This is a genomic window from Iamia sp. SCSIO 61187 (genome assembly GCF_019443745.1).
Taxonomy (GTDB): Bacteria; Actinomycetota; Acidimicrobiia; order Acidimicrobiales; family Iamiaceae; genus Iamia.
In genome coordinates this window covers 4,482,687-4,508,186 of the sequence record NZ_CP050948.1, presented here as the reverse complement: position 1 = coordinate 4,508,186, position 25,500 = coordinate 4,482,687, and the positions used below count along the sequence as shown (strand labels likewise).

Below are 25,500 nucleotides of genomic sequence, written 5' to 3'. Positions count from 1 at the left end.
TGGCTCTGGTGTGTCCGGCGGCGGCCTCGGTGAGCCGGGTTCAGGTTGGGGAGGTGCCCGTGGCCGCGCCTAGGATGCACCCCCGGCCATCCCGGCGCGCCCGGGTCCGCCACGCCTCCTTAGCTCAGTCGGCAGAGCGTTTCCATGGTAAGGAAAAGGTCGTGGGTTCGATTCCCACAGGAGGCTCGTAGGTCGTCGGTCCCGGGCCGGCGATCGACCGATGCGGCGACGTAGCTCAGCTGGTGAGAGCGCTCGGCTCATAATCGAGAGGTCGTCGGTTCGAACCCGACCGTCGCTACCAACCACGCAACCGATCTCACCACCCCGCCGCCGGGCACTCCGCCCGGCCCGTCTCGCGCCGAGGAGGCACGTCAGCATGGCCAAGGAGAAGTTCGACCGGTCCAAGCCGCACCTGAACATCGGGACGATGGGTCACATCGACCACGGCAAGACCACCCTCACTGCGGCGATCACCAAGACGTTGCACGAGGCCGACCCGACCACGGCCTTCACCCCGTTCGACATGATCGACAAGGCTCCTGAGGAGCGTCAGCGGGGGATCACGATCAACATCTCGCATGTGGAGTACGAGACGGCGAACCGTCACTACGCCCATGTCGACATGCCGGGTCACGCTGACTACATCAAGAACATGATCACCGGTGCGGCTCAGGTCGACGGGGCGATCTTGGTGGTGGCGGCGACCGATGGTCCGATGCCCCAGACCCGGGAGCACGTGCTGTTGGCCCGTCAGGTCGGTGTGCCCTCGATCGTGGTGGCGTTGAACAAGGTCGACATGGTCGATGACGAGGAGCTGTTGGAGCTCGTCGACATGGAGGTCCGTGAGCTGTTGACCGAGTACGAGTTCCCCGGTGATGACACCCCGGTGGTCCGGGTCTCGGCGCTCAAGGCCCTCGAGGGCGATGCTGATGCGGCTGCTCAGGTGATGGAGCTGATGGACGCGGTCGACAGCTTCGTGCCCGAGCCGACCCGTGACATCGACAAGCCGTTCTTGATGCCGATCGAGGATGTGTTCTCGATCACCGGGCGTGGGACGGTGGTGACCGGCAAGGTCGAGCAGGGGGCGATCCACACCGGTGACGAGATCGAGATCGTCGGGATCCGTGACACCCAGAAGACGACCTGCACCGGGGTGGAGATGTTCCGCAAGCTCCTCGACCAGGGCCAGGCCGGTGACAACATCGGCGCTCTGTTGCGGGGCACGAAGAAGGAAGACGTCGAGCGGGGTCAGGTGCTGGCCAAGCCGGGCAGCATCACGCCGCACTCGGACTTCGAGGGCGAGGTGTACGTGCTGACCAAGGACGAGGGCGGCCGGCACAAGCCGTTCTTCAACAACTACCGGCCCCAGTTCTTCTTCCGGACCACCGACATCACCGGCACCATCACCTTGCCGGAGGGGACCGAGATGGCCATGCCCGGCGACAACACCTCCATGAGCGTCGAGCTCATCCACCCCATCGCCATGGAAGAGGGCCTCCGCTTCGCCATCCGCGAGGGTGGACGCACCGTCGGCTCCGGCCGCGTCACCAAGATCACCAAGTAGAGAACCGAGAGACAGGCCATGGCCAGGAACGACAAGCGGATCGGCGTCACCCTCGAGTGCACGTCGTGCAAGCGCCGCAACTACATCACGACCAAGAACAAGGTCAACGACCGCGAGCGCATCGAGATGAAGAAGTACTGCCAGTGGGAGCGGTCGCACACCGTCCACAAGGAGACCAGGTAGCGCACCGGCCGGGAGGCCACCCATGACGGACACGCCGGAGGAGGGAGTAACCAGCCTCCCCCTGGGAGGGTCCGACCCCTCGATGCTGTCCGCCGCCGCCGTCCCGCGGCTCGGCCCCGACCGCGACCCTCGCTCCGACCCGGACGCGATGGCCGCCCTCGTGGCCCGGGCCCAGGCCGGCGACGACAAGGCCTTCGAGGAGCTCGTGAGCGCCACCCACGCCGAGACCTACACGCTGGCCCGGCGGATCACCGGCAGCGACGACGATGCCCGCGACGTCGTCCAGGAGGCGTACCTGCGCGCCTACCGGTCGATCGGGCGGTTCCGGGGCGAGGCCCGCTTCACGACCTGGATGTACCGCATCACGGCGAACTGCGCCTCCACCTACGTGGGCAAGCGCCGCCGGCACCGCCACGACGAGCTGGTCGACGACATGGTCGTGGTCGACACCCGCCCCGACCTCGACCCCGCGGCCCAGGCCGACGCCTCGGACCTGCGGGGCCGCCTGGTGCTGGCCCTCGACGAGCTCCCCCCGAAGCTGCGGGCCGTCGTCGTGCTGCGCGACGTCTACGACCTGCCCCACGAGGCCATCGCCGCCGAGCTGGGGATCTCGGAGTCGGCGGCCAAGGTGCGGCTGCACCGGGCCCGCCGGAAGCTGAAGGACCACCTGTTCCCCGGTCGCGACGACGCCGGGGACGGCGATGCGGGGGAGGACCTGCCATGACCGCCGCCACCAGCACCAGCACCTGCGCCGAGCTGGGCGACCAGCTGGCCGCCTCGGGCGGCGACACCGGCTCCCTCGACCGGGCCGCCCGGCGCCACGTCCAGGGGTGCCTGCGCTGCCAGGCCGACCTGGTGCAGCACCGCCGGGTGCTGCGGGCCCTGCGCTCGCTGCGCGAGGAGGTGCTCGAGCCCGCCCCCGGCCTGGTGACCGAGGTGCTGGCCCACATCGAGGAGGCCGGCGAGCGCCACGCCATCCGCTCGCTCCTCACCGGCCGCCGGGCCGCCTACATCGGGGGCCTGGCCGCCGCGACCGCCGCCGCCGGGGCGGCCGGGGCCGTCGTCCTCGTGACCCGCACCCGCTCGCGCCGTCTCCCGCTGGCCGGCTGACCCCAGCCGACCGGCCCGGTTCGGCGAGTGGGACCTCGACGGTCCCCTTGCTAGTCTCGACCGGTCCCTGCTCCCGCGAGCCGGAACGCCGAGGGCAGTAGCTCAACTGGCAGAGCACCGGTCTCCAAAACCGGCGGTTGGGGGTTCGACTCCCTCCTGCCCTGCTCCATCCATCCCCGTTCGTCAGGTGCCACCGATGGCGATGAACCGTGAACAGAAGCGCCTCCTGCAGAAGCAGGGCGCGCTCGACAGCGAGGGCCAGCCCAAGGCCCAGCGCCGCGCCCCCTCCGCCCCGCGCCCCAAGGAGCAGCGCACCAAGCCGCGCCAGTTCGTGCGCGAGGTCCGCGCCGAGATGCGCAAGGTCAACTGGCCCACCCGGGCCGAGACGACCAACTACTCCATCATCGTCTTCATCACCATCGTGGTCCTCACCGCGCTGATCGCGGGTGTCGACTTCGGACTGGCCAAGGCCGTCCTGTGGATCTACGACGCGTGACCCCCTCTCCCAAGATCGATTCATGACCTTCCTCGAACCAGAGCCCGCTGACGCGCCCGACGCGGCCGAGACCGACGCCCCGCCGTCGCCGACCGACGCCGCCACGCCGGGCACCATCACCCCCGACGCCGGCGAGGCCGACGCCCCGGCGACCGAGCCCGGCGAGGACGTGACCGCCGCCGACGTGGTCGCCCTCCCGGCGACCGACCCCGAGACGGGCGAGGCCGCCCCGGCCGGCGTCGACCCCGAGACCGGCGAGGTCGTCGCTCCCGAGGTCGTCGATGCCGAGGCGCTCGTCGAGGAGGAGGCCGCCGCCCCCGTCGAGAGCCCCTACGACCGGCCCGGCCGCTGGTTCGTGGTCCACACCCAGTCGGGCTACGAGAAGAAGGTCAAGCAGAACCTCGAGGCCCGCACCTCGTCGATGAACATGGAGGGACGGATCCACGAGGTCGTCATCCCCATGGAGGACGTCGTCGAGATCCGCGGCGGCAAGAAGCAGGTCGTCCAGAAGAAGATGTTCCCCGGCTACCTGCTGGTGCGCTGCTTCCTCGACGACGACTCCTGGTACGTCATCCGCAACACCCCCGGCGTCACCGGGTTCGTCGGCGCCGGCAACAAGCCCTCGCCGCTGCCCCGCCGCGACGTCGAGACCTTCCTCGCCGTCAAGGACGACACCGAGGAGCTCCCGACCAAGAAGGGCCGGGCCCGCCTCGAGCACGAGCTGGGCGAGACCGTCCGGGTCAAGGAAGGCCCGTTCGCCAACTTCTCCGGCGAGATCGTCGAGATCAACGAGGACCAGCTCAAGGTCAAGGTCCTGGTCGACATCTTCGGCCGCGAGACCCCCGTCGAGCTCGACTTCTCGCAGGTCGCCAAGTTCTGAGCATCTGGGCCATCTGGCGCTCGCCGCCCCGATCCCCGTACGCTGGTCCGTCCCCCTCGCGCTGACGCTCGGGGCCCGTTTCGCAGAAGAAGGAAGTGCCCGTCGTGGCCAAGAAGAAGGTCCTGGCCGTCGTCAAGATCCAGATCCCCGCCGGCCAGGCCAACCCGGCCCCGCCCGTGGGCACCGCCCTGGGCCCGCACGGCGTGGCCATCATGGACTTCTGCAAGGCGTACAACGCCCAGACCGAGTCCCAGCGGGGCACCATCGTGCCCGTGGAGATCACGGTCTTCGAGGACCGCACCTTCACCTTCATCACCAAGACCCCGCCGACGCCCGTCCTCCTCCGCGAGGCCGCCGGCATCACCAAGGGCTCGCAGAACCCCGGCAAGGAGGGCGCCGGCTCGGTCACCGCCGACCAGGTCCGCTCCATCGCCGAGACCAAGCTGCCCGACCTCAACGCCAACGACATCGACGCCGCCATCAAGCAGGTCGAGGGCACGGCCCGCTCCATGGGCCTCCAGGTCGTCTGATCTTCCGCCGGCCCCCGGGCCGCAGCCGTCCCGCCGTCCGGCGGACCGGTACAACCCAGGCACCGGGGAGGACCTCGCCCCGGGCCATCGACACGAGGGAGCCACCACCATGGCGAAGGGCAAGCGCTACACCGACGCGACCAAGCGGTACGACCGCGAGAACCTGCACTCGGCCGACGAGGCCGTGGAGCTGGTGAAGACGCTGGCGACGGCCGGCTTCGACGAGACCATCGAGCTGGGCGTCCGCCTCGGCGTCGACCCCCGCAAGGCCGACCAGATGGTCCGGGGCACCGTGGCCCTGCCGTCGGGCACCGGCAAGGACGTGCGCATCGCCGTCTTCGCCGCCGGCGACGCCGCCGACGAGGCCCGCGCCGCCGGCGCCGACATCGTGGGCAGCGACGACCTGGCCGCCCAGGTCGAGGGGGGCATGCTCGACTTCGACCTGGCCATCGCCACCCCGGACATGATGCCGACCGTCGGGCGCCTGGGCCGCGTGCTCGGCCCCCGCGGGCTCATGCCCAACCCCAAGACCGGCACCGTGACCACCGACGTGGGCAAGGCCGTCGCCGACTTCAAGGGCGGCAAGGTCGAGTACCGCACCGACCGCTACGGCAACGTCCACGTCCCGGTGGGCAAGGCGTCCTTCGCCAGCGCCGACCTGGTCGCCAACCTGCGGGCCGTCATCGACGAGCTCCACCGGGCCAAGCCGGCCTCGTCGAAGGGCCGGTACCTCCGCAAGGTCGGCGTCGCCTCCACCATGGGCCCCGGCATCAAGATCGACCCCAACCGCATCAAGGTCGTCGAGGAAGTCTGAGTCGTTCGCTCGCTGGCGCTCGCTCCACTCCTCAGAGCTGAGCGGGCCTCGCTGCGCTCGCGCTGAAGACCTTCCCAGAGGCGGAGCCCTCGTTCCTCGGGCACACGCCTCTTCGTGTGGGGGTGCCCCCCACGCCCCCTGCGGCTGCGCCGGGCTGCGGCCTGGTGGCGGTCCATCGCCGGGGTCGTGCTCATGCGTCGTCTGGGTTTGGTCCCCTTGGGGTTGCAGCGGTAGCGTTCGCTGTTCACATCTGAGCTCTGCTCGCCGGAGACAGCTGGTCCACCTCACGGTGGCGAAGGGCCCACGGGCCGCCAGTCGAGGCGGGGAAGCCTGCTTCCTCTCTCTCGTGTCCTCGCGCTCGGCAGCGCCACCCGATCGAGAGAGGAGAGCCATGGGAGAGCCACGACCTGAGAAGGCCGCCGTGGTCACCGAGGTGGGCGAGCGTCTCGACGCCGCCGAAGCCGCCGTGCTCACGGAGTACCGCGGCCTCGACGTGCCCGCCATGGCCGAGCTGCGCGACGCCCTGCGCAGCTCCGGCGGCACCTACAAGATCTACAAGAACACGCTGGTGCGGATCGCCGCGCGCGAGCGGGGCCTCGACATCGACGACCTGCTCACCGGCCCGACCGCCATCGCGTTCGTCGACGGCGACGCCGCCGGCGTGGCCAAGGCCCTGCGGGACTTCGCCCGGACCAACCCGGCGCTGGTCGTCAAGGGCGGCCTGCTGGGCACCTCGGTGCTCGGCGCCGACGAGGTCAAGGCCCTCGCCGACCTCCCGAGCCGCGACCAGCTGCTGGCGGAGATCGCCGGTCTGTTCGCCGCCCCCATGCAGCAGATGGCGAGCCTGCTCGACGCCGTCCCCCGGTCGTTCAGCTACGCCCTGAACGCCCTCATCGAGGCGGGCGGCGCCCCCGGCGCCCCCACCGACCCCGCCCCCGCGGCGGAGGAGACCCCGGCCGAGGCCGACGCCGCTGCGACGGCCGAGGCTGCGACCACCGAGTCGGCTGACGCCGATGCCACCGAGTCGGCCCCGGCCGACGACACCACCGAGACCCCGGCCGAGTCGGCCGCTACCGAGGAGAGCTGAACATGGCCACCCTTTCCACTGACGACATCCTCGACGCCATCGCGGGCATGACCGTGCTGGAGCTGTCCGAGCTCAAGAAGGCGTTCGAGGAGCGCTTCGACGTCACCGCCGCCGCCCCCGTGGCGGCCGCTGCGGCCGCCCCCGCCGGTGGCGGCGGCGCCGCCGAGGAGGCCGAGGAGCAGGACGAGTTCGACGTCGTGCTCACCGCCGCCGGCGACAACAAGGTCAAGGTCATCAAGGCCGTCCGCTCGCTCAGCGGGCTGGGCCTCAAGGAGGCCAAGGACCTCGTCGACAACGCTCCCAAGCCTGTCATCGAGAAGGCCTCCAAGGAGGACGCCGAGAAGGCCAAGGAGGCCCTCGAGGCCGAGGGCGCGAGCGTCGAGCTCAAGTAGCTCGCAGGTCCACCCCATCCAGGGGTGGCCGCCTCGCTGATCCGCTTCGCCACCGCTGGCCGCACCCTCCGGGGTGCGGCCAGCGGCGCGTCCCCGCACAGGGCCACCATCGGCGCCCGCGCCGAGGACGTCCTCCCGGAGCGAGGCGCCTCTGATCGTCCAGGACCCCCCGGCGACCACCGTCTCTCAGGTGTGACGTCGGTCTCGTAGTACTCTCGCCGGCCGGGTGTGAGAGAGGGGTCGATGCGGGAGCGAGGCGACGGCGAGCTGGAGGCGGAGGATGCGTCGCCCTCCGGCCGGCGCGACCGGCGGCGTCTCCTGCTGATCTCCGTCTGCGTCGCCGTGCCGTCGATCGTCGCCGCCGTGCGCGTGATCCGCGCGGACTGGGTGCCGATCGGTGACCAGGCGATCATCAGCATCCGGGCCGCCGACGTCCTCACCGGGCGCACCCCCCGGCTCGGGCAGCTGAGCACGGTGTCGGCCGAGGTCGGCGAGACCACCCGCAGCCCCGGGCCGATGGGCTACTGGCCGTTCGCGGTGACCGCCCGGTGGGGGCCGCTGTGGGGGACCGTGGTCGTCGCCGCCGCGCTCTCGGCGTCGGCGATGGTCGCATCGGTCCGGCTGGCGGCGCGGCGCGGTGGGGTGGGGTTGGCCCTGGCCCTGGCGCTCGGTCTCGCGCTGTCGTCCCGAGCGCTCAACCCCGGTGGCCTGGTCTCGACGTGGAACCCGGCGCTCGGCCTGATACCGCTCGTGCTGCTGGTCCTCCTCGCCTGGTCGCTGGGGATGGGCGAGCTGCGGCTCCTGCCCGTGGCCGTGCTCGTCGCCTCGTTCTGCGCCCAGGTCCACACGGTCCTGGCCGTGGCTGCGCTACCCGTCCTGGCGATCGGTCTCGTCGCCGGGCTGCTGGCGACCGCGAGGGCCGACCGCCCCGCCGGCCTGCGGCACCGGCTTCGGCTCCCGCCGGGGAGCGCCCGTCCCCTCCTCGGGGCGGTGGTGGTCGGCGTCGTGTGCTGGGCCCTCCCGGTGCTCGACGAGATCACCTCGGACCCTGGCAACCTGACGCTGCTCGCACGCGGCGCGCCCGGCGAGCCGTCCACCTGGAGCCTCGTGGGTCGCCTCCTCGCCGACGTCCTGGGCGTGCCGCCGGCCTTCGTCGGTGGCGACGTGCTGCCCGACGAACAGGTCGAGAGCGTGTTCTTCCGCCCGGCGCCCACGACGGCCGCTCTCACCAGCGTCGCCGTCATCGGCGCGCTCGCCGTCCTGGGCCTGCGCGCCGCCCGACGTCGAGAGCGGGAGGTCGTGGTGCCGGTCCTCCTCGTCCTGGCGCTCGTCGGTGCGGGTGCGGCGGTGGCGCGGGCGACGCCCGGCCGGCTGTTCCTGACGCTCACCTACACGGCGTGGTGGCTGGTCCTCGTCGGGATGCTGGCCTGGCTCGTGCTCGGATGGGCGGCGGTGCGGGCCGTCGACGTGGTCGCCCTGCGTCCGGGCGCTCGCTCCGGGCGCGGCGGTGCCCTGGTGACCGCGGTGGGGTGCGTCGCCATCGTCGCCATCGCCGTCCTCGGCCCGTCGGAGGCCGAGCCCGACCTCCCGATCCACGCCGAGGCCCGAGCGGTGGGAGATGCGGTCGTCCGTGCGGTGGACGCGGGCGGCCGGTACTACGTCGTGGGCCACGGCCGCGCCCCGTCGGAGCTCGTCGCCGCGACGGCCTACCGCATCCGCCGCGCCGGGGCCCGACCCGTGGTGGCGGGCAACGACGGCTTCAGCCCGGGCCCTCGCTACTTCCCCAAGGGCAAGCGGTGCACGGCCGTCGTCACCCTCTCCAGCCCTTCCTCGGGGATGCCGCGAGGGAGCGAGGTCATCGCCCGGATCGACGTCCCGACCCGCGACGGCCCGAGCGCCGTCCGGGTCACGGTCGGGCCCGACGACGGACCCCCGTCCTGCTGAGCTACCCGAGGACCGGGACCGCGGGGGCGGTGACCTCGCGCCAGGCGCGGAGCAGGCGGGTCAGGCCCTCGTCGACCACCGGATGGGGGCGGTCGACGCAGATCCGCACGTGCGGGTCGGGGCCGCCGCCCGGGCGGGCGACCGAGCCCGGGGCGACCAGCACGCCGTGGCGGCGGGCGGCCTGGACGACCCCCATGGCGTCGGGGACGGGCAGCCGGACCCAGAGGGCGGACCCGCCACGGGAGGCGGCCACCTCCCACTCGGGGACCTCGTCGGCCAGCCGCTCGTGGGCCCGCGCCCGTGCCGTGTCGAGCGTGGCGCGGCGCCCGGCGGCGAGGGCGTCGATGGTGGGCAGCAGGCGCCGGGTGATGATCTGGCTCGGCATCGACGTGCCCAGGTCCGTGACCGTCCGCAGGCGCACGGTCCGCTCGACGAGCGGGTGGGGCCCGATGAGCCAGCCGACGCGCAGCCCGCCCCAACCGACCTTGCCGATCGACCCCAGCGTCACGACCGTGGCCGTCCGGCACAGGGCGGCCAGGGGCTCGGGCCGATCCTCGGGCTCGGTCATGGGGACGAGGGCGCGATCCTCGACGACGGTCGCGCCGTGGGCGTCGAGCACGGCGGCGATGGCCCGCCAGCGACCCCGGGCCGGGGCCTGCCCGAGCGGGTTGTGGACCCCGCCCTGGAGGTACACGAGGGCGGGCCGGCGCTCGCCGAGGACGGCGTCGAGCTGGTGGGGGTCGATGCCCTCGGGCGGGCGGGGGATGCCGATGGCGCGGGCGCCGAGGTGGTCGATCACGTCGAACACGCCGGGGTAGGACGGGTCCTCGACGACGACGGCATCGCCCGGGGCGCCGACCGCCTCGGCGACCAGGGCCAGGGCGTGGTGCGAGCCGTTGGTGACGTGGACCTGGTCGGGGCCGGCGAGGATGCCTGACCGGGATGCCTCGTCGGCCAGGGCGACCATCAGGGACGGGAGCCCCTGCGGCGACAGACCGTGCCCCCCGCCCTCGGCGGTGAGGTCGTCGGGGGTCAGGGTGAACGACGGGAGGTGCGTGGCGTCGGGCGGGTTGCCGGTCGACAGGTTGATGGCGGCGGCGGCGTCCAGGAAGTGCGAGCTGATGCGGCGGGGCACCTCGGGGCGGGGCCCGCCCCCGGCCACCTCCGACCCGCGCCCGGTGCGGGACTCGATCCGCCCCTCCGCCCGCAGCTCGTCGAGGGCGGTGGTCACCGTCCCCCGGCTGACCGCCAGCATCTCGGCCAGCTTCCGTTCGGGCGGGAGACGGGTGCCGGGCGTCAGGATCCCGGCGTCGAGCAGCGTGCGCAGCGCCTGGGCCAACCGGCGGGGGAGCGACCCGGTGCCCCGCTCGGACCACCCGGCCATCAGCGCCGGCAGGTCGGTGGCGGTGGGCGGCGACACGGTGCGCATGGCGTCCTCCGGGCCTGCGGCCCTCCCGGGACCGGAGATCGGCCCACGATTGGCCCAACCGAACGTGGGCCAATCGGCATGGTATGGCCCGTGAGGTGCGCCTGTCCATGGCCCATGCTCGGGGGGTCCCGCCACCGGCCACCGTGGCCGGCGCCCGACCGAGGAGTCCGCCATGTTCGATCCCTGGTGCCCCACCTGCGCCGCCCGCGTGCTCCTCACCGCCCGCCGGCTCCTGGCCCTCGAGCCGACGCCGACCGGCCACCGGGCCCGGCTGCGCTGCTGGTGCGGGACCGTCGCCGCCCTGGACGTCGAGCGCCTCGCCGCCGGCCCCGCCCGGCCCCCCGTCGTCGGGGATGCGCCGCCTGTCCCCGGCGCATCCCCGACCGCCGCGTAGCGCGGGCGCGGCCCGGCCCGCGCCGGGCGCGACCCCCCGTCGGCGGGCCATCGGATCGGTGGCCCGTCGGTGGGGGACCGGCGATTCGTGCGACGATGACGCCATGCGCTCCGTGACCCGCACGCTCCTGCGCGTCGGCGCCCTGGCCGGGGCCGGCTTGGCCGCCGAGAAGGCCGCCGCCCGCCACGTCCGGTCCCGCCGGCGGACCGACGACGACCTCCTCCGCCCGCCCGAGGACGTCCGCCACCTGACCGTCCCCAGCCACGACGGGGGATCGCTCCACCTGCTCGAGCGGGGGGAGGGGCGGCCGGTCCTCCTCGTCCACGGCATCACCCTCAACGCCGAGCTGTGGTCGCCCCAGCTGCACGAGCTGGCCGCGGACTTCCGGGTGCTGTCCCTCGACCAGCGCGGCCACGGGCGGTCGACCGCGGGTGACGAGGGCTACGACATGACCGTGCTGGGCCGGGACATCGCCACCGTGCTCACCCGTCTCGACCTGCGCGACGCCCTGGTCGTCGGCCACTCCATGGGGGGCATGGCCGCCCTCAACTTCGCCGTCGACCACCCCGACGTGCTCCGGGAGAGGGTGAGCGGGCTCGGCCTCGTCGCCACCGCCGCGGCCCGCCCCGTGGTCCCGCTCCTCGTCCCCCGGGCGACGGCCCTCGGCGCCCTCATCGTCGAGCGCCTCGACTCGGGCAAGCCGGTCCGCGGCCTCCGCTTCTCCGGCAACGACCTGTCGCTGTTCCTCATCCGCTCGGTGTTCGGCAAGGCCCCGTCGGCCGCCGCCATCGAGCAGGTGCGGGCGTCGATCGAGAGCACCGACGAGGAGGCCGTCCAACGCTGCCTGGCCGGGATCCTCCACGACCACGACACCACGCACCGGCTGGGCGAGGTCGACGTGCCCGCCTTCGTGGTGGTCGGGAGCCGGGACATCCTCACCCCGCCGACCTTCGCCCGCCAGATGGTCGACCACCTGCCCGACGCCGAGCTCACGGTCCTCCCTCAGGCCGGCCACCAGCTCATGCAGGAGCGACCCGACGACGTCGCCCGGCTGATCCGCGACCTGGCCGAGCGCACCGAGGGGGCCGGCGGCGCGCTGGCCCCGACGGGGTCCTAGGCCGACCGGTGGGCGCGGGCGCCGGACCGGGCACGGTCGGCCGATGAGGGTCCTGCTGGTCGAGCCGTGGCTGACCGGTTCGCACCAGGCGTGGGCCGAGGGGTTCGCCCGCCGCAGCGCCCACGAGGTGCACGTCGTCGCCCACGACGGGGCGTACTGGCGGTGGCGCCTCCGGGGCGGCGCCCTCACCCTGGCCGAGCGGGCGGCGGAGGTCGTCGAGGCCCACGGGCCGCCCGACGTCGTGCTGGCCAGCTCGATGCTCGACGTGGCGGCCTTCGGCGGCCACTCGCGGGCGTGGCTGGGCAGCACCCCCGTCGCCCTCTACCTGCACGAGACCCAGCCGGCCCGGGCCGCCCTGACCGGCGAGCCCATCGACGACGACATGGCCTACCGCAACTGGACGTCGATGGTGGCCGCCGACCACGTCTTCGTGAACTCGGCGTTCCACCGCGACGCCCTGTTCGGCGCCCTGCCCGAGCTGCTCGCGCGTCCGCCCGACCAGCGCCACGACCACCTGCTGGCCGACGTGCAGGCCCGCACGTCGCTCCTGCCGGTGGGCGTCGACGTGGGGGCGGTGGCCGGGGACCACCCCGAGCGCGACGACGACGGCGCCCCCATCGTGCTGTGGAGCCACCGCTGGGACCACGACAAGGCCCCCGAGCTGTTCTTCCGAGCCCTGCGCCGGCTCGACCACGAGGGCCTGGCCTTCCGGGTCGCCCTGGCCGGCGCCAACGCCCGCGCCGACCCCCGCGAGTTCATCGAGGCCGAGGAGCGGTTCGGCTCCCGCCTGGTGCACGCCGGCCACCTCCCCCGGGACGAGTACGTCCGGCTACTGGGGCGGTCGGCCATCGTCGTGTCCACCGCCGTGCACGAGTTCTTCGGCGTGGCCATGGTCGAGGCCATGGCCGCGGGCGCCGTCCCGCTGCTGCCCCGGGCCCTGTCGTACCCCGAGATCGTGCCCCGCCGGTTCCACGACGCCGTCCTGTACGGCGCCTACGGCGACATGGTCCGACGGCTCCGCACCCTGCTCGAGGACCTCCCCGCGGCGCGCGCCGCCGTCGCCGGCCTCGCCGCGACCATGGACCGCTTCGACTGGGCCGCCCTGGCCCCCGCCTACGACGCCGCCCTCGAGGCCGTCGCCGCCGGCAAGGTCCCCGACGACGTGCCCATCGCCCTCCCCGGTCCGGCCGCGTAGTGGGGACGATGGTGGGGGCGCCGGCGCCCGGGATCGTCCCCGGTTCCGGGGCGGGGCCGTGATCACCGACGTCGGCGGGCTCGCGGTCGGGCACTGGACCGACGCCGAGGCCCGGACCGGGTGCACCGTCGTGCTCGTGCCCGAGGGCACGGCCGCCTCGGCCGAGGTCCGGGGCGGGGCGCCCGCCAGCCGGGAGCTCGACCTCCTGGTGCCCGGGCGCCTCGTCGATCGGATCGACGCCGTGCTCCTCACCGGGGGGTCCGCCTTCGGGCTGGCCGCCGCCGACGGGGTGATGGGGTGGCTGGAGGACCGCGGTCGGGGGTTCGCCACCCCCGCCGGGCCGGTGCCGATCGTCCCCACCCTCGGGCTGTTCGACCTGGCCGTCGGGTCCTCGTCGATCCGCCCCGGGCCGGCCGAGGGCCGCTTCGCCTGCGCCACCGCCTCCGAGGGGGCGTTCGCCCACGGCCGGGTCGGTGCGGGCACGGGGGCCACGGTGGGGAAGTGGCGGGGGCCCGAGCACGCCGAGCCCGGGGGCCTGGGCGGGGCCACCGTCCGCTCCGGTCCGCTGGTGGTGGCGGCCCTGGTCGCGGTGAACGCCTACGGCTCGATCGACGCCGACGGCACCGGCCTGGTCGGCGTCGAGGACGCCCTGCCCAGCGTCCCCCCCGCCCCCATGGGCAACACGACCATCGGGGTCATCGCCACCAACGCCCGCCTCGACGGGCTCGGCTGCCTCGTGGTGGCCCAGGGGGGCCACGACGGGCTCGGGCGAGCGATCGTCCCCGCCCACACCCGGGTCGACGGTGACGCCCTCGTCGCCGTGGCCACCGGCGAGGTCGAGGCCCGTCTCGACCACGTCCGCCTGCTGGCCGTGGCTGCCGTCGAGCGGGCCGTCCGGGCCCTGGCCTGACGCGACGGACCGGTGACCGGATCCCCCCGGCGGGGAGCCGACCACCGGTCCGGAGGCGGTGGGCTACAGGCCGAGGGGGAGCTGGTCGCCGTCGAAGGCCAGGTCGCCGGGCACCAGCGAGATGGCGTCGAGGGTGGTGTGGGCCCGCATGTACTCCAGGCCCTTGTTGAGGTCCGACACGTTGTTGCTCAGGGGGAGCGGGGCGAGGGCCAGCGTGCTCAGGACGCCGAGGGCGCGGCCCTGGGCGTCGAGGAACGCGCTGCCGGAGTCGCCGGGGATGCCGGGGCTGACGGTGTAGAGGGGGTGGGTCCAGCCGCCGCCGGTGGTGCCCAGGCTCACGCCCGTCTTGGGGCTGAGCAGGGTGATGCCCTGCCGCAGGCTGGAGTTGCCGTAGCTGTAGACCCGGGTCAGGGCGCCCACGCCGGTGGTGTTGATGCCGGTCGGACCACCCCAGTGGGGGACCGACGGGTTGACCTTGTCGTGGTCGGCGGGATCGATCCGGACCAGGGCCAGGTCGTTGTAGGCGCAGGCGTCGGGGTCGGTCTCCCCGACGGCCTGCATGGTGGCCCACGAGCTGTAGGCGAGGGTGCCGGGCTGGGAGGCGCCGTCGATCTCGACGGGGGTGCCGACCGGCAGGGTCCCGGCCAGGCAGCCGTCGGTGTCGGTCGCCTCGCCCAGACCGGCGCAGTGGGCGGCGTAGCCGATGTAGAGGTCGGTGCCGTCGCTGAACACGAAGTTGGCCGTGCACTGGGCGCCGTCGGTGAACATCTGGACGCCGGGGTGGATGGTGGCGGTGTCGGCCGGTGCGTAGGCCGAGGCCGGGGCGGGGGCGCCGGCCAGCACCGCCACGAGCGCCAGGCCGAGAGCCGCGAGCGCAGCGGGGACGCGACGACGATGGGGGGTTCGGGGGGTCATGGCGGCCTGTTCGACGCCCGTGCCTGTCGTCCTCCTGACGGCGGCGGGTCCGGGTCGGCGCGACGCTCCGGGGGGCGGCGACCCCCGGGGCCGCTGCCACCAGGGCCCGGCGATACGCTCGGCGGGCTCCCCGTCCCTCGTCCCTCTCCTGGACCGTGCTGGCCCGCACCACCTCCGTCGACGACACCCGCGCCCTCGCTGGTGCCCTGGCCGCCCTCGTGCGGCCCGGCGACGTCGTGCTCCTCACCGGGGAGATGGGCGCCGGCAAGACGGCCTTCGTGCAGGGCCTGGGCGCCGCCCTCGGCATCGACGAGCGCATCACCAGCCCGACCTTCACCATCGCCCACACCTACGAGGGGGGGCGGGTCCGGGTGCACCACCTCGACGTGTACCGGCTCGAGCACCTGCACGAGGCCCTCGACGTCGGGTTGGCCGAGATGGTCGACGACGGCGCCGTGGTCGTCATCGAGTGGGGGGACGCGGTGGTGCCGGTGCTCCCGGCCGACTACCTCGAGATCCGGATCACCTTCGCCCCCCTCGACGACGACCCGGCGTCGGGCGACGTCCGCCGGTGGGAGATGCGGCCCGTCGGGCCGCGGTGGAAGGCGCGCGCCGACGGCCTGCGGGCCACCCTGGAGCCGTGGGAGGACGCATCGTGACCAGCGCGGAGGGGACGGCGTCGTGCTGATCCTGGGCATCGAGTCGGCGACGGCCCAGGTCGGGTGCGCGGTGGGCGGCCACGAGGGGGTGCTGGCCTCGGCCCACTCGTCGCGGAGCCGGCGCCACGCCGAGTCGCTCACCCCGTCGATCGAGTTCGTGTGCCGCCAGGCCCGCGTCGAGCTGGCCGAGATCGGGGCCGTGGCCGTCGACATCGGGCCCGGCCTGTTCACGGGGCTGCGCGTGGGCGTGGCCACGGCCAAGGCGGTGGCCCAGGCGCTGCGGGTCCCCGTCATCCCCATCTCCAGCCTCGACCTCCTGGCCTTCCCGGCCCGGTTCACCGACCGCCTCATCGCCGCCGTGATCGACGCCCGTCGGGGCGAGCTGTTCTCGGCCCTCTACCGGACGGTCCCGGGCGGTGTGCAGCGCATCACCGAGCCGCGGGTGAGCACGCCCGACGACCTGCGGGCCGAGCTCCAGGCCCACCGCGGCGACCTGCTCCTCGTGGGCGACGGCGCCCTCCGGTACCAGGACGAGTTCCGGTCGCTGGTCCAGGCCGAGGTCGTGACCCACGGGCTGGCGGGCCCGTCGGCGCGCGACCTCGTCCTCCTGGCCCACCACCTCGCCCTGCGGGAGGAGTGGGTGCAGCCGTGGGACGTGACGCCCACCTACCTGCGCAAGCCCGACGCCGAGATCAGCTGGGCCACCCGCGAGGGCGTCCCCGGGCCCCAGCCGGGGTCGGGCTGATGGCGGCGACGACCCGACCCGACCCCCGGCCCGGCTCCGCCGCCGCCGGATCGCCGGTCGTCATCACCCCGATGCGCCGCCGCCACCTGCGCCAGGTGCTGCGCATCGACCACCAGGTCTACCCGCGACCGTGGTCGCTCGGGCTCTACCTGGGCGAGCTCTCGACCACCGACGGCCGGAGCTACGTGGTGGCCCGCCAGGGCACCGAGGTCGTGGGCTACGCCGGGCTGATGGTCCTCGCCGGCGACGCCCACGTCACCACCGTCGCCGTGGCCCCCGCCCACCAGCGCCAGGGCCTCGCCACCCGGCTGATGCTCGTGGTGGTGCGCGACGCGCTGGCCTTCGGCGCCGAGAGGGTGACGCTCGAGGTGCGGGCGTCGAACCGTGGCGCCCAGAGCCTCTACAGCCGGTTCGGGTTCGCGCCGGCCGGCGTGCGCCGGGCGTACTACGTCGACAACCGGGAGGATGCCGTGATCATGTGGGCCATCGACGTCGGGTCGCCGGAGTACGCCGAGCGCCTGGCCCGCATCGAGGCGGCGCTGCCGACGCCGAGCGTCCTCCAGGGCGTGCGCTCCGGCGACGGGGCACGGGTCGAGGGCGCGGGAGGGCGAGCATGAGCGCCCGAGACGGCAGCGGGACGTGGGTGTCGGACGAGGGTCGGGTCGAGGGCGCTGGAGGGCAAGCATGAGCGCCCGAGACGGCAGCGGGACGTGGGTGTCGGACGAGGGTCGGGTCGAGGGCGCTGGAGGGCAAGCATGACCGGCACGCGGTGGGACCCGGCCGCCGTCGACCTCGACGCCCTGCCCGTCCTCGGCATCGAGACGTCGTGCGACGAGACGGCCGCCGCCGTCGTCGTCGGGGGTCGGCGGGTGCAGTCGTCGGTCGTGTCCAGCCAGGTCGACATCCACGCCCGCTACGGCGGCGTGGTGCCGGAGGTCGCCAGCCGAGCCCACGTCGAGCTCCTCACCCCCGTCATCGCCGAGGCCCTGGTCGAGGGGGGGCTGGCCGACCACGAGGTCGGTGCCGTCGCTGCGACCTACGGCCCCGGCCTCGTCGGCGCCCTGCTGGTGGGCGTGGCCACGGCCAAGGCCTTCGCCCTCGTGTGGGACGTCCCCTTCGTCGCCGTCAACCACCTCGAGGCCCACCTCCACGCCGCCCTCCTCGACGACCCCGACGTGGAGCTGCCGGTCGTCGTCCTCCTCGTGTCGGGCGGGCACACCCTGCTGGTGGCCATGGACGCCCCGGGCTCCTACGAGGTGCTCGGCGGCACGCTCGACGACGCCGCCGGCGAGGCCTTCGACAAGGTCGCCCGGTACCTCGGCCTCGCCTACCCCGGCGGCCCGGCCATCGACGCCGCCGCCGAGCACGGTGACCCCGAGGCCATCGCCTTCCCCCGGGCCATGCTCGACGAGGGGCTCGACCTGTCGTTCTCGGGGCTCAAGACGGCGGTGATCAACCACGTCCGTCGCCACCCCGACGTGGCCACCGTCGACGTCGCCGCCTCGTTCCAGGCGGCGGTGGTCGACGTGCTGACGGTCAAGGCCCTGCGGGCCGCCGAGCAGGTGGGGGCCAAGGGCCTGTGCCTCGGTGGCGGGGTCGCCGCCAACTCGCGACTGCGCCGCCTCGCCGTCGAGCGGGGCGAGGCCGCCGGGCTGCGGGTGTCGCTGCCGTCGCCCGCCATGTGCACGGACAACGCGGCGATGGTCGCCGCCGCCGGCTGGCACCGCCTCGTCACCGACGGTCCCAGCCCGCTCGACACCGGAGCGGTCCCGGGCCTCGGCCTCTGACGACGTGTGCGGCCCCGGTCCCCGGGCGAGTGCCGCCCCCATGACCGACCAACCCCCTCTCCCACCCGCCGGCGACGACGACGAGGACGATCAGGAGCCGGACGGTCTCGTGGATCGCATGCGCGGCACCGGCGTGGGGGTCGAGGACCCCACCATCGTCGGCGACGTCGGACCGACCGACGTGGCGCCCGGGGCCGACCCCGACGGCGGTGGCTCCGACGCCATCGTGGTGGAGGAGGGCGGCGAGCCCGGCCAGGTCTGAGCCCGACCGGGTGAAAAGGGGTCCGCGGCCAGCCGGCGGCTGATCACCGCGTCGGGGCGGTGCGGCTCCGGCCGAGGCGAGCGCCGAGGTGTGCCGCCCGCCGGAGCACCCGACGGGCCAGACGCCCGGGCAGGGTGGCGTGGACCCCGGCGACGCCGGCCTCGGCCGCGGTCAGACGGGCCTCGAGGTCGGCCGACACCAGCTCGGCCCTCCATGCCCGCTCCTCGGCCTCGCTGGCGCGCCGGAGGGCCTCGCGGGCCTTGGCGTCGGACGCGGCGGCGACCTGCTGGACGTGCTGCAGGTGCTCCTCGGCGCGGACCGCGGCGGCGCGGGCGTCGTGCTCGCGGCTCTCGGCCGCCATGGCTGCCAGGTCCGATTCGGTCCGGGCCGCCCGGACGGCGGCCAGGCGGTCGAGAGCATCGACCTCGTAGGGGATCAGCGTCGCCGGGTCGATCGGCGGCGCGCCGGCGAGGACGGCAGCCAGATCGAACACGGCCAACGGCCTCCCCTCGCACGTCACCACCAGCACCCGACCGGACGGGTCGATGTCGAGCCCCTTGGGTCCACCCTCGTCGGGGCGGGAGCGGCCGGACGCGAAGGTGGCGTCGTCCATCACCCGCAGGACACCGGTCGGGTAGCTCGCCGCCGCCCACCCCGCCGGCCCGCGGCGGTAGACGTTGACGACGGGCGCGCCGGCGTCGGCCACCAGGAGGTGCGCACCGTCCGCCGTGAAGCGGAGCCCGTGCGGGTAGCGGGTCCCGCGCAGCATGGCGACCGGGGCGCGCTCGTCGGGTGAGGCCTCCTCGGTGCGGTCGTACACCAGGACGGTCTGGTCCTCGTGGTTGCTCACCGCCACCCAGCAGCCGTCGGGGCTGACGGCGACGCCGTCGGGCAGCGAGAGGAAGCGCCGGAGCCAGACCTCGGCGTCGGTGACCGTCACGGGGCGACCTTCCGTGACCCGGTGGCGGGTGATGCTGTTCGCCCAGTTGCCGCACACGAGGAGCTCGCGGGCGCCATCCGGAGCGACGAGCACCGCCAGGGACCCGGGGCCGTCGAGCGGCGCGAGGGCGCCGGTGATCGTGACGGGATCGGCCGCGACCCGACGGGCGGCGCCGGGTGGGGGAGCAGGGGCGTCGAGGACGACGAGACCCCCGGCCCGGTTCCCCACGATCAGCGTGGCGTCGTCGAGCCAGGCCACCCCGTGGGGTTGGTCGAGCCCGGTGGCCGTGACCTCGACCACGCGACCGACGGTGAGTGCCACGCCGGCATCCCCTGCCGTCACGGCGACGTCGACGACCACGAGGAGGTGGCGCCCGAAGTCGGCGATGGCCAGGCGGCGCCCGTCGGGGGCGAAGGCCACGTCCTCGGTGCGCCCGAGGGCGGCCAGGGCGTCGGCGGCGCTCGTCGCGATCTCGTGGTCGAGGCCGCCCATGTCCGTCCCGATCTGCACCAGCCCGATGTTCCGCCGGACCGTACCCCGCCGTCGACCGGGGGCGGGCGCCCTCGGCGGCGCAGGTGGGCGACGGGGGGTCGGTGAGGCTCAGCGGGGCGACGTGGCGGCGCGCAGGACGACGAAGCCGGGGTCGCTGCCGACCACCTCGACCGCAGCGGTCCCGAAGAGGCGCTTGAGCTTGGCGTGGTAGGCGAGGTGCCGGTTTCCCACGACGAGCAGCTCGCCGCCGGGGGCGAGGACCGCACGGGCCTGGGCGAACATCCGCCAGGCGGTGGCGTCGCCGACGGTGTGGTCCCGGTGGAAGGGCGGGTTGACCACCACGAGGTCGGGGGTCACCGGCTCGCCGTCGGCCAGGTCCTCGAGGGCGTCGCCGACGGTGAACCGTGCCGTCCGGTCGCCGAGTGCTCCGGCCCACGTCGCCCGGGCCGAGGCCACCGCCAGGGTTGAGTCGTCGACGAAGGTGACCTCCAGGTCGGGGTCGCGCCGGGCCAGCACCGTGCCCACGACGCCCGTGCCGCAGCCCAGGTCGACGGCGGCGCGGTGGACGCCGGGCTCGGGCAGGTGGGCCAGCAGCAGGGCCGTCCCGGGGTCGAGGTGGTCGGCCGAGAAGACCCCGGCGTGGGCCACCGCCGTCAGCGGCTCGCCGCCGGGCGGGGTGACGACGACCTCGCGGGGCCAGGGGCTCGGACCCACGACGCGCCCGGCGACCTGGGCGTGGATGAGGCGGGCCTTCTTCTCGGCCCGCGAGGTGCGGGTCGGCCCGACCAGGCGCTCGAAGAGGTCGATGGTCGAGCTGTGCACGTGGCGGGCCATCCCGGCGCCGACGACGATCGACCCCCCGTGCAGCGACGGCGCCAGGCGGTGGAGCACGTGCTCGAGCAGAGCGGTCGTCTTGGGCACCTTCACCACGGCCACGTCGACCCGCTCGGGGAGGTCGGCGAGCGGCGTCACCACCCGCACGGAGGAGGCGAGCAGGCCGTGGGCGGCCAGGTTGTGCCCGATCGCCCGCCCGGCGACGTAGGAGTCGACCACCACGGTCGGGCCGGTCGGCGCCAGGGCGCAGGCCAGCGCCCCCCAGGCGTCGCCGACCAGCACCACCTCGCCGGTCGCGCCGACGGCGTCGAGGTGTCGCAGCACCATCTCGTCGGCCGCGTCCCACGCCCGCAGCGGCGACCGCTCGCCGGCGTCGGGCCGCTCGAGCGCGAACGTCCCCTGGGGCACCGCCATCGTCTCCACCCCCCCACCTTTGTCCGGAACCCTGCCGAGGAGGGGGTTTTCCGGACAAAGGTCGCCCGCCCGGCGAGGCGGAGCCGAGTGGGCCGAAGGCGCGGGTCAGGTGGCGTGACCGGCGAACTGGGCGTTGTAGAGGTCGGCGTAGGCGCCGCCCCGGGCGAGGAGGTCGTCGTGGTGGCCCTGCCCGGCGATGCGCCCGCCGTCCATCACGAGGATGGTGTCGGCGTCGCGGATCGTCGACAGGCGGTGGGCGATCACGAAGCTGGTCCGGTTGGTCCGCAGGGCCGACATGGCCTCCTGGATCAGCACCTCGGTGCGGGTGTCGACCGAGCTGGTGGCCTCGTCGAGGATCAAGATGGCGGGGTCGGCGAGGAACGCCCGGGCGATGGTGAGCAGCTGCTTCTCGCCCGCGCTCACGCTGGTGCCCTCGTCGTCGAGGACGGTGTCGTAGCCCTCGGGCATCGAGTGGACGAAGCGGTCGACGTAGGTGGCCCGGGCCGCCTCCCGGATCTGGTCGTCGGTCGCCTCCAGGTTCCCGAAGGCGATGTTCTCTCGGATGGTGCCCTCGAACAGCCAGGTGTCCTGGAGGACCATGCCGATCTGGGCCCGCAGGTCGGCCCGGCGCATGGTGGCGATGTCCTGGCCGTCGAGGCGGATCTGGCCCTCGTCGAGCTCGTAGAACCGCATGATCAGGTTCACCAGCGTGGTCTTGCCCGCGCCGGTGGGGCCGACGATGGCGACCGTCTGGCCCGGCTCGGCCACCAGCGAGAGGTCCTGGATCAGCGGCCGGTCGGGGTCGTAGGAGAAGTGGACGTGGTCGAACTCCACCCGCCCGCGCACCGAGGTCGGTGCGGTGGCGTCGACCGGGTCCGGGGACTGGTCCGGCCAGTCGAGCATGGTGAACACCCGCTCGGCCGAGGCCACGCTGGACTGGAACACGCTCACCATCGAGGCCAGCTGCGTGAGGGGCTGGGTGAACTGCCGGGAGTACTGGATGAAGGCCTGGATGTCGCCGATCGACATCCGGCCCGACGAGACCTGGAGACCGCCGAGCACGGCGATGATCACGTAGTTCAGGTTGCCGAGGAACATCATCGCCGGCTGCACCGTGCCCGACAGGAACTGGGCCTCGTCGGCGGCGTCGAACAGCTCCTGGTTCTTGGCGTCGAAGCGCTCCTCGGTGGCGGCCCGCAGGCCGTAGACCTTCATCAGCGTGTGCCCGGTGAAGGCCTCCTCGACCTGGCCGTTGAGGGCGCCGGTGTGGGTCCACTGGGCGATGAAGCGCTTCTTCGAGCGGTTGGTGATCGCCTTCAGCAGCCGCAGCGACACCGGGATCGTCACCAGCGCCACCAGGGCCAGCGGCCACGAGATGGTGAACATCATGATGACGACGCCGACGATGTGGAGCGACGAGTTGAGGATCTGGCTCAGCGTCTGCTGGAGGCCCTGGGCCAGGTTGTCGATGTCGTTGGTGACCCGGCTGAGGACGTCGCCCCGCGACTGCTTGTCGAGGTGCGCCAGGGGCAGCCGGTTGATCTTGTCCTCGACGTCGTCGCGGAGCCGCTCCATCGAGCGCTGGACGATGCCGGCCAGCAGGTAGCCCTGGAGGTAGGTCATCGCCGCCGAGGTGAGGTAGAGGCCGAGGGCGAGCAGGAGGATGCCCCGCAGCCGGTCCCAGTCGACGCCGGCCCCCGAGAGGATGCCGTCGACGACGACGTTGGTGCCCCGGCCCAGCACGCGCGGCCCGAGCGACATCAGGGCCACGCTCACCACCGAGAGGACCACGACGGCGACCACGTTGCCCCGCTCGGTGCGCAGGCGGTCGGACAGCCGCTGGAGGGTGCCGCGGAAGTCCTCGGTCTTCTCGACCGGCATGCCGATGGCACCCATCCGGCCCCCGCCGATGCCGCGGGTCTCGCCCGCCGGCGGGCGGTAGGCGACGTCGTCGTCGGGCCCGTCGCCGTCGTCGGCCGGCGGCGGTGCCTTGTCGAGCGTGGTCACCGTCGATCACCCCGTCCTGTCGACCCTCGTCCACCGAGGAGGGGGATGGGGATCGGCAGAAGCATCATGCTGCCGCCTCGGTGGTGGCCTGGGAGGCGACGATCTCGGCGTAGGTGGGGCAGGTGCGGACCAGCTCGTCGTGGGGGCCGAGGCCGACGGGGCGCCCGTCCTCCAGCACCAGGATCTGGTCGGCGCCGATGATCGTCGACACCCGCTGGGCGACCACGACCATCGCCGCCTCGGCCATGGCCGGGGCGAGGGCGGCCCGCAGCCGGGCGTCGGTGGCCAGGTCGAGGGCCGAGAAGGAGTCGTCGAAGAGGTAGATCGCCGGGCGGCGCACCACCGCCCGGGCGATGGCCAGGCGTTGGCGCTGGCCGCCGGAGACGTTGCTGCCGCCCTGCTCGATGCGGGCGTCGAGCCCGCCCATGGCCTCGACGAAGCCGCGGGCCTGGCTGGTCTCCAGGGCGGCCCAGACCTCGCCGTCGGTGGCGTCCGGAGCCCCGAGGCGGATGTTGGACCCCACCGTGCCCGAGAAGAGGTACGGCTTCTGCGGCACCAGGCCGATCCGTCGCCACAGCGCCTCGGTCTCGACCTCCCGGATGTCGGTGCCCCCCACCAGGACGGCGCCCTCGGTGGCGTCGAAGAGCCGGGGGATGAGGTTCAGCAGGGTCGTCTTGCCCGACCCCGTGCTCCCGATGATCGCCGTGGTGGTGCCGGGGGCGACGGTGAGGCGTACCCCGCCCAGCACCGGTGCCTCGGCTCCTGGGTAGTGGAAGCCGACGTCGCGCAGCTCGAGGGTGGGGTGCTCGGGGAGCTCGGTGAGGGCGCCGGGGGCGTCGGCCACGGTCGGCTCCTTGCGCAGGACCTCCTGGATGCGCTCGGCGCAGACCTGGGCCCGGGGCGTCATCACCGCCACGAAGGTCCCCATCATCACGGCCATGAGGATCTGGATGAGGTAGCTGAGGAAGGCGATGAGGGCGCCGATCTGCATGTCGCCGCTGTCGATGCGCCCGGCGCCGAACCACACCGCGGCCACGCTCGAGGTGTTCAGCACGGTGAAGACGATCGGGAACATGAAGGCCATGAGCCGCCCGGCGTTGAGCGAGCGCATGGTGAGCTCGGCGTTGGCGGTGCTGAACCGCTCGGCCTCGTGCGGCTCCCGCCCGAAGGCCCGCACGACGCGGATGCCGACGATCTGCTCGCGCAGCACGGCGTTGACCCGGTCGATCTTCTCCTGGATGGCCTGGAACTGCGGGATCATCCGCAGCACCACGGTGCCCACGCCGAGCACCAGGGCGGGCACGGCGACGAGCAGGAGCAGCGACAGGGGCCCGTCCTCGCGCACCGCCATGAACGTGCCGACGACGATGGTGATCGGGGCGGCGGCCAGGATCGTCAGCGACATCACGACGAGCATCTGCACCTGCTGCACGTCGTTGGTGATGCGGGTGATCAGCGACGGCGGACCGAGCTCGCCGACCTCGCGCGCCGAGTACCGGGTGACCGAGTGGAAGATGCTGTGGCGGACGTCGCGCCCGAAGGCGGTGGCGACCCGGGCGCCCACCCGGATGGCGGCCACGTTGAACACGACCTGGACGATGGCCACCGCCAGCATCACCGCCCCCAGCCGGCGCACGTAGCCGTCGTCGCCGGGGACCACGCCCTTGTCGATGATGTCGGCGTTGATCGTCGGCAGGACGAGGGTGGCGCCGGCCTGGACGATCTGGAGCACGAGCAGGAGCAGCAGCGGCCGCTTGTAGGGCCGGAGGTGCGTGCGGATGAGGTCGGACAGCATCAGCGCCCCTCGGTCCGGGCCACGCCGTGCAGCAGCAGGTCGACGATGGCGTCCGACGGGCGGGGCGCTCCCGGGTGGAAGGACGGGTGGACGCTGGCGACGACGAGGCCCCGCAGCAGGTGCGCCACTTCGCGGGGCGAGAGGCGGAGCCGGTCGGCGTCCGGTTCGATCAGGGCCTCGAGCCGGGGCAGGTGCTCGGGCGCCTCGCCGGGCTTGAGCCGACCCGCCGGCGCCGCCCCGGCCAGCGCCATCACCTTGTGGTACGTCGTCACCCGGTCGCGCAGGACGTCGGCGGCGGCGGCGAGGCGCTGCTCGAGGGGGAGGTCACGGTCGATGGCGTCGAGCGCCTCGTCGATCGGAGCCGGGTCGATGGCGGCGGCGATGACCGCGTCGACCAGGTCCTCCTTGTCGGCGAAGGCCCGGAACAAGGTGCCCTCGGCGATCCCGGCGGCCTCGGCGACCTGGCGGGTGCGCACGGCGAGCCCGCCCTCGAGGAACAGAGGGACGGCCGTGGCGACGATGGCCGAGCGACGGTCCTCGACCGACATCGCCGGGGCTCGCGTCCGGCTCGGGGCGGGGGGAGCGGCGGAGGGCACGTCCGGCAC

At 73.9% G+C, this 25,500-nt stretch carries 27 protein-coding genes and 3 tRNA genes; 23 read left to right on the top strand and 7 right to left on the bottom strand.

The genetic code is table 11. The features are described from left to right. Nucleotides 1-113 precede the first annotated feature (113 nt). The 14 genes from HC251_RS21770 to HC251_RS21705 all read left to right on the top strand — a co-directional run bounded on the left by HC251_RS21770 (nucleotide 114) and on the right by HC251_RS21705 (nucleotide 9,000). A tRNA-Thr gene (locus HC251_RS21770) sits at nucleotides 114-186 on the top strand. A 38-nt stretch (nucleotides 187-224) separates the two neighbouring features. Continuing rightward, nucleotides 225-301 (top strand) — tRNA-Met (locus tag HC251_RS21765). A gap of 75 nt (nucleotides 302-376) precedes the next feature. Next, on the top strand, nucleotides 377-1,564 hold the full coding sequence (gene tuf / locus HC251_RS21760; RefSeq protein ID WP_219942698.1) for an elongation factor Tu: 1,188 nt from the start codon (nucleotides 377-379) through the stop codon (nucleotides 1,562-1,564). An 18-nt stretch (nucleotides 1,565-1,582) separates the two neighbouring features. Further along, nucleotides 1,583-1,747, top strand: coding sequence for a 50S ribosomal protein L33 (gene rpmG / locus HC251_RS21755; protein ID WP_219942693.1), 165 nt, complete (start codon nucleotides 1,583-1,585; stop codon nucleotides 1,745-1,747). 22 nt (nucleotides 1,748-1,769) lie between these two features. After that, nucleotides 1,770-2,471: an RNA polymerase sigma factor gene (locus HC251_RS21750; RefSeq protein ID WP_219942692.1), complete on the top strand. Its 702-nt coding sequence runs from the start codon at nucleotides 1,770-1,772 to the stop codon at nucleotides 2,469-2,471. Next, entirely contained in the window at nucleotides 2,468-2,857 is a 390-nt protein-coding gene (locus HC251_RS21745) for a hypothetical protein (protein ID WP_219942690.1), read from the top strand. Before HC251_RS21750 ends, HC251_RS21745 begins: the two co-directional genes overlap by 4 nt. Before the next feature lie 91 nt (nucleotides 2,858-2,948). After that, a tRNA-Trp gene (locus HC251_RS21740) sits at nucleotides 2,949-3,021 on the top strand. 32 nt (nucleotides 3,022-3,053) lie between these two features. Next, a complete protein-coding gene (secE, locus tag HC251_RS21735) occupies nucleotides 3,054-3,353 on the top strand; it encodes a preprotein translocase subunit SecE (protein WP_219942689.1) in 300 nt (99 codons plus the stop codon). Between the two features lie 22 nt (nucleotides 3,354-3,375). Beyond that, nucleotides 3,376-4,233 (top strand): transcription termination/antitermination protein NusG, encoded by an 858-nt coding sequence (gene nusG, locus HC251_RS21730; protein WP_219942688.1) that lies wholly within the window; start codon nucleotides 3,376-3,378, stop codon nucleotides 4,231-4,233. 104 nt (nucleotides 4,234-4,337) lie between these two features. Then, nucleotides 4,338-4,763 (top strand): 50S ribosomal protein L11, encoded by a 426-nt coding sequence (gene rplK, locus HC251_RS21725; RefSeq protein WP_219945769.1) that lies wholly within the window; start codon nucleotides 4,338-4,340, stop codon nucleotides 4,761-4,763. A 109-nt stretch (nucleotides 4,764-4,872) separates the two neighbouring features. After that, a complete protein-coding gene (gene rplA / locus HC251_RS21720) occupies nucleotides 4,873-5,577 on the top strand; it encodes a 50S ribosomal protein L1 (protein ID WP_219942687.1) in 705 nt (234 codons plus the stop codon). Nucleotides 5,578-5,968: 391 nt separating this feature from the next. Beyond that, nucleotides 5,969-6,664: a 50S ribosomal protein L10 gene (rplJ, locus tag HC251_RS21715; RefSeq protein WP_219942686.1), complete on the top strand. Its 696-nt coding sequence runs from the start codon at nucleotides 5,969-5,971 to the stop codon at nucleotides 6,662-6,664. Between the two features lie 2 nt (nucleotides 6,665-6,666). Next, nucleotides 6,667-7,056 (top strand): 50S ribosomal protein L7/L12, encoded by a 390-nt coding sequence (gene rplL / locus HC251_RS21710; protein WP_219942685.1) that lies wholly within the window; start codon nucleotides 6,667-6,669, stop codon nucleotides 7,054-7,056. 243 nt (nucleotides 7,057-7,299) lie between these two features. After that, nucleotides 7,300-9,000, top strand: coding sequence for a hypothetical protein (locus HC251_RS21705; RefSeq protein ID WP_219942684.1), 1,701 nt, complete (start codon nucleotides 7,300-7,302; stop codon nucleotides 8,998-9,000). A 1-nt stretch (nucleotide 9,001) separates the two neighbouring features. On the opposite strand, the gene HC251_RS21700 is transcribed toward HC251_RS21705, so the two are convergent. Then, the gene (locus tag HC251_RS21700) at nucleotides 9,002-10,429 is read right to left on the bottom strand and encodes a PLP-dependent aminotransferase family protein (protein ID WP_219942682.1); all 1,428 of its coding nucleotides are present in this window, start codon (nucleotides 10,427-10,429) and stop codon (nucleotides 9,002-9,004) included. A 172-nt stretch (nucleotides 10,430-10,601) separates the two neighbouring features. Here HC251_RS21700 and HC251_RS21695 point away from each other — a divergent pair, with 172 nt between their 5' ends. The 4 genes from HC251_RS21695 to HC251_RS21680 all read left to right on the top strand — a co-directional run bounded on the left by HC251_RS21695 (nucleotide 10,602) and on the right by HC251_RS21680 (nucleotide 14,045). Continuing rightward, the gene (locus HC251_RS21695; protein WP_219942680.1) at nucleotides 10,602-10,823 is read left to right on the top strand and encodes a hypothetical protein; all 222 of its coding nucleotides are present in this window, start codon (nucleotides 10,602-10,604) and stop codon (nucleotides 10,821-10,823) included. 103 nt (nucleotides 10,824-10,926) lie between these two features. Then, nucleotides 10,927-11,940 carry an alpha/beta fold hydrolase gene (locus tag HC251_RS21690; RefSeq protein WP_219942679.1) on the top strand — a complete coding sequence of 338 codons (1,014 nt, stop codon included), beginning with the start codon at nucleotides 10,927-10,929 and terminating at the stop codon, nucleotides 11,938-11,940. A 43-nt stretch (nucleotides 11,941-11,983) separates the two neighbouring features. Continuing rightward, entirely contained in the window at nucleotides 11,984-13,135 is a 1,152-nt protein-coding gene (locus tag HC251_RS21685) for a DUF3524 domain-containing protein (protein WP_219942678.1), read from the top strand. Between the two features lie 58 nt (nucleotides 13,136-13,193). Further along, on the top strand, nucleotides 13,194-14,045 hold the full coding sequence (locus HC251_RS21680) for a P1 family peptidase (protein WP_219942677.1): 852 nt from the start codon (nucleotides 13,194-13,196) through the stop codon (nucleotides 14,043-14,045). Nucleotides 14,046-14,108: 63 nt separating this feature from the next. Here HC251_RS21680 and HC251_RS21675 read toward each other — a convergent pair whose 3' ends face one another. Beyond that, nucleotides 14,109-14,960 carry a S1 family peptidase gene (locus HC251_RS21675; RefSeq protein ID WP_219942676.1) on the bottom strand — a complete coding sequence of 284 codons (852 nt, stop codon included), beginning with the start codon at nucleotides 14,958-14,960 and terminating at the stop codon, nucleotides 14,109-14,111. Between the two features lie 155 nt (nucleotides 14,961-15,115). Between HC251_RS21675 and tsaE the strand changes: the two genes are divergently transcribed. The 5 genes from tsaE (at nucleotide 15,116) to HC251_RS21650 (ending at nucleotide 18,413) form a co-directional block, all read left to right on the top strand. Further along, complete coding sequence (gene tsaE, locus HC251_RS21670) at nucleotides 15,116-15,619, top strand: tRNA (adenosine(37)-N6)-threonylcarbamoyltransferase complex ATPase subunit type 1 TsaE (protein ID WP_219942675.1); 504 nt, start codon at nucleotides 15,116-15,118, stop codon at nucleotides 15,617-15,619. 22 nt (nucleotides 15,620-15,641) lie between these two features. Beyond that, nucleotides 15,642-16,364 (top strand): tRNA (adenosine(37)-N6)-threonylcarbamoyltransferase complex dimerization subunit type 1 TsaB, encoded by a 723-nt coding sequence (gene tsaB / locus HC251_RS21665; protein ID WP_219942674.1) that lies wholly within the window; start codon nucleotides 15,642-15,644, stop codon nucleotides 16,362-16,364. Further along, on the top strand, nucleotides 16,364-16,981 hold the full coding sequence (gene rimI, locus HC251_RS21660; RefSeq protein WP_219942673.1) for a ribosomal protein S18-alanine N-acetyltransferase: 618 nt from the start codon (nucleotides 16,364-16,366) through the stop codon (nucleotides 16,979-16,981). The genes tsaB and rimI overlap by 1 nt, the downstream gene beginning before the upstream one ends. 138 nt (nucleotides 16,982-17,119) lie before the next feature. Continuing rightward, nucleotides 17,120-18,151: a tRNA (adenosine(37)-N6)-threonylcarbamoyltransferase complex transferase subunit TsaD gene (tsaD, locus tag HC251_RS21655; protein ID WP_219942672.1), complete on the top strand. Its 1,032-nt coding sequence runs from the start codon at nucleotides 17,120-17,122 to the stop codon at nucleotides 18,149-18,151. Between the two features lie 40 nt (nucleotides 18,152-18,191). Beyond that, complete coding sequence (locus HC251_RS21650; RefSeq protein WP_219942671.1) at nucleotides 18,192-18,413, top strand: hypothetical protein; 222 nt, start codon at nucleotides 18,192-18,194, stop codon at nucleotides 18,411-18,413. Nucleotides 18,414-18,456: 43 nt separating this feature from the next. Here the strand turns inward: HC251_RS21650 and HC251_RS21645 are convergent, their stop codons facing one another. From HC251_RS21645 to HC251_RS21625, 5 genes are all read right to left on the bottom strand, one after another. Then, nucleotides 18,457-19,863 (bottom strand): YncE family protein, encoded by a 1,407-nt coding sequence (locus HC251_RS21645; RefSeq protein WP_219942670.1) that lies wholly within the window; start codon nucleotides 19,861-19,863, stop codon nucleotides 18,457-18,459. 90 nt (nucleotides 19,864-19,953) lie between these two features. Further along, on the bottom strand, nucleotides 19,954-21,093 hold the full coding sequence (locus HC251_RS21640) for a methyltransferase (RefSeq protein ID WP_255566766.1): 1,140 nt from the start codon (nucleotides 21,091-21,093) through the stop codon (nucleotides 19,954-19,956). A gap of 105 nt (nucleotides 21,094-21,198) precedes the next feature. Further along, nucleotides 21,199-23,100 carry an ABC transporter ATP-binding protein gene (locus HC251_RS21635; protein ID WP_255566517.1) on the bottom strand — a complete coding sequence of 634 codons (1,902 nt, stop codon included), beginning with the start codon at nucleotides 23,098-23,100 and terminating at the stop codon, nucleotides 21,199-21,201. Nucleotides 23,101-23,164: 64 nt separating this feature from the next. After that, on the bottom strand, nucleotides 23,165-24,895 hold the full coding sequence (locus HC251_RS21630; RefSeq protein WP_219942668.1) for an ABC transporter ATP-binding protein: 1,731 nt from the start codon (nucleotides 24,893-24,895) through the stop codon (nucleotides 23,165-23,167). Further along, on the bottom strand, nucleotides 24,895-25,491 hold the full coding sequence (locus tag HC251_RS21625) for a TetR/AcrR family transcriptional regulator (protein ID WP_219942667.1): 597 nt from the start codon (nucleotides 25,489-25,491) through the stop codon (nucleotides 24,895-24,897). Before HC251_RS21625 ends, HC251_RS21630 begins: the two co-directional genes overlap by 1 nt. Nucleotides 25,492-25,500 lie beyond the last annotated feature (9 nt).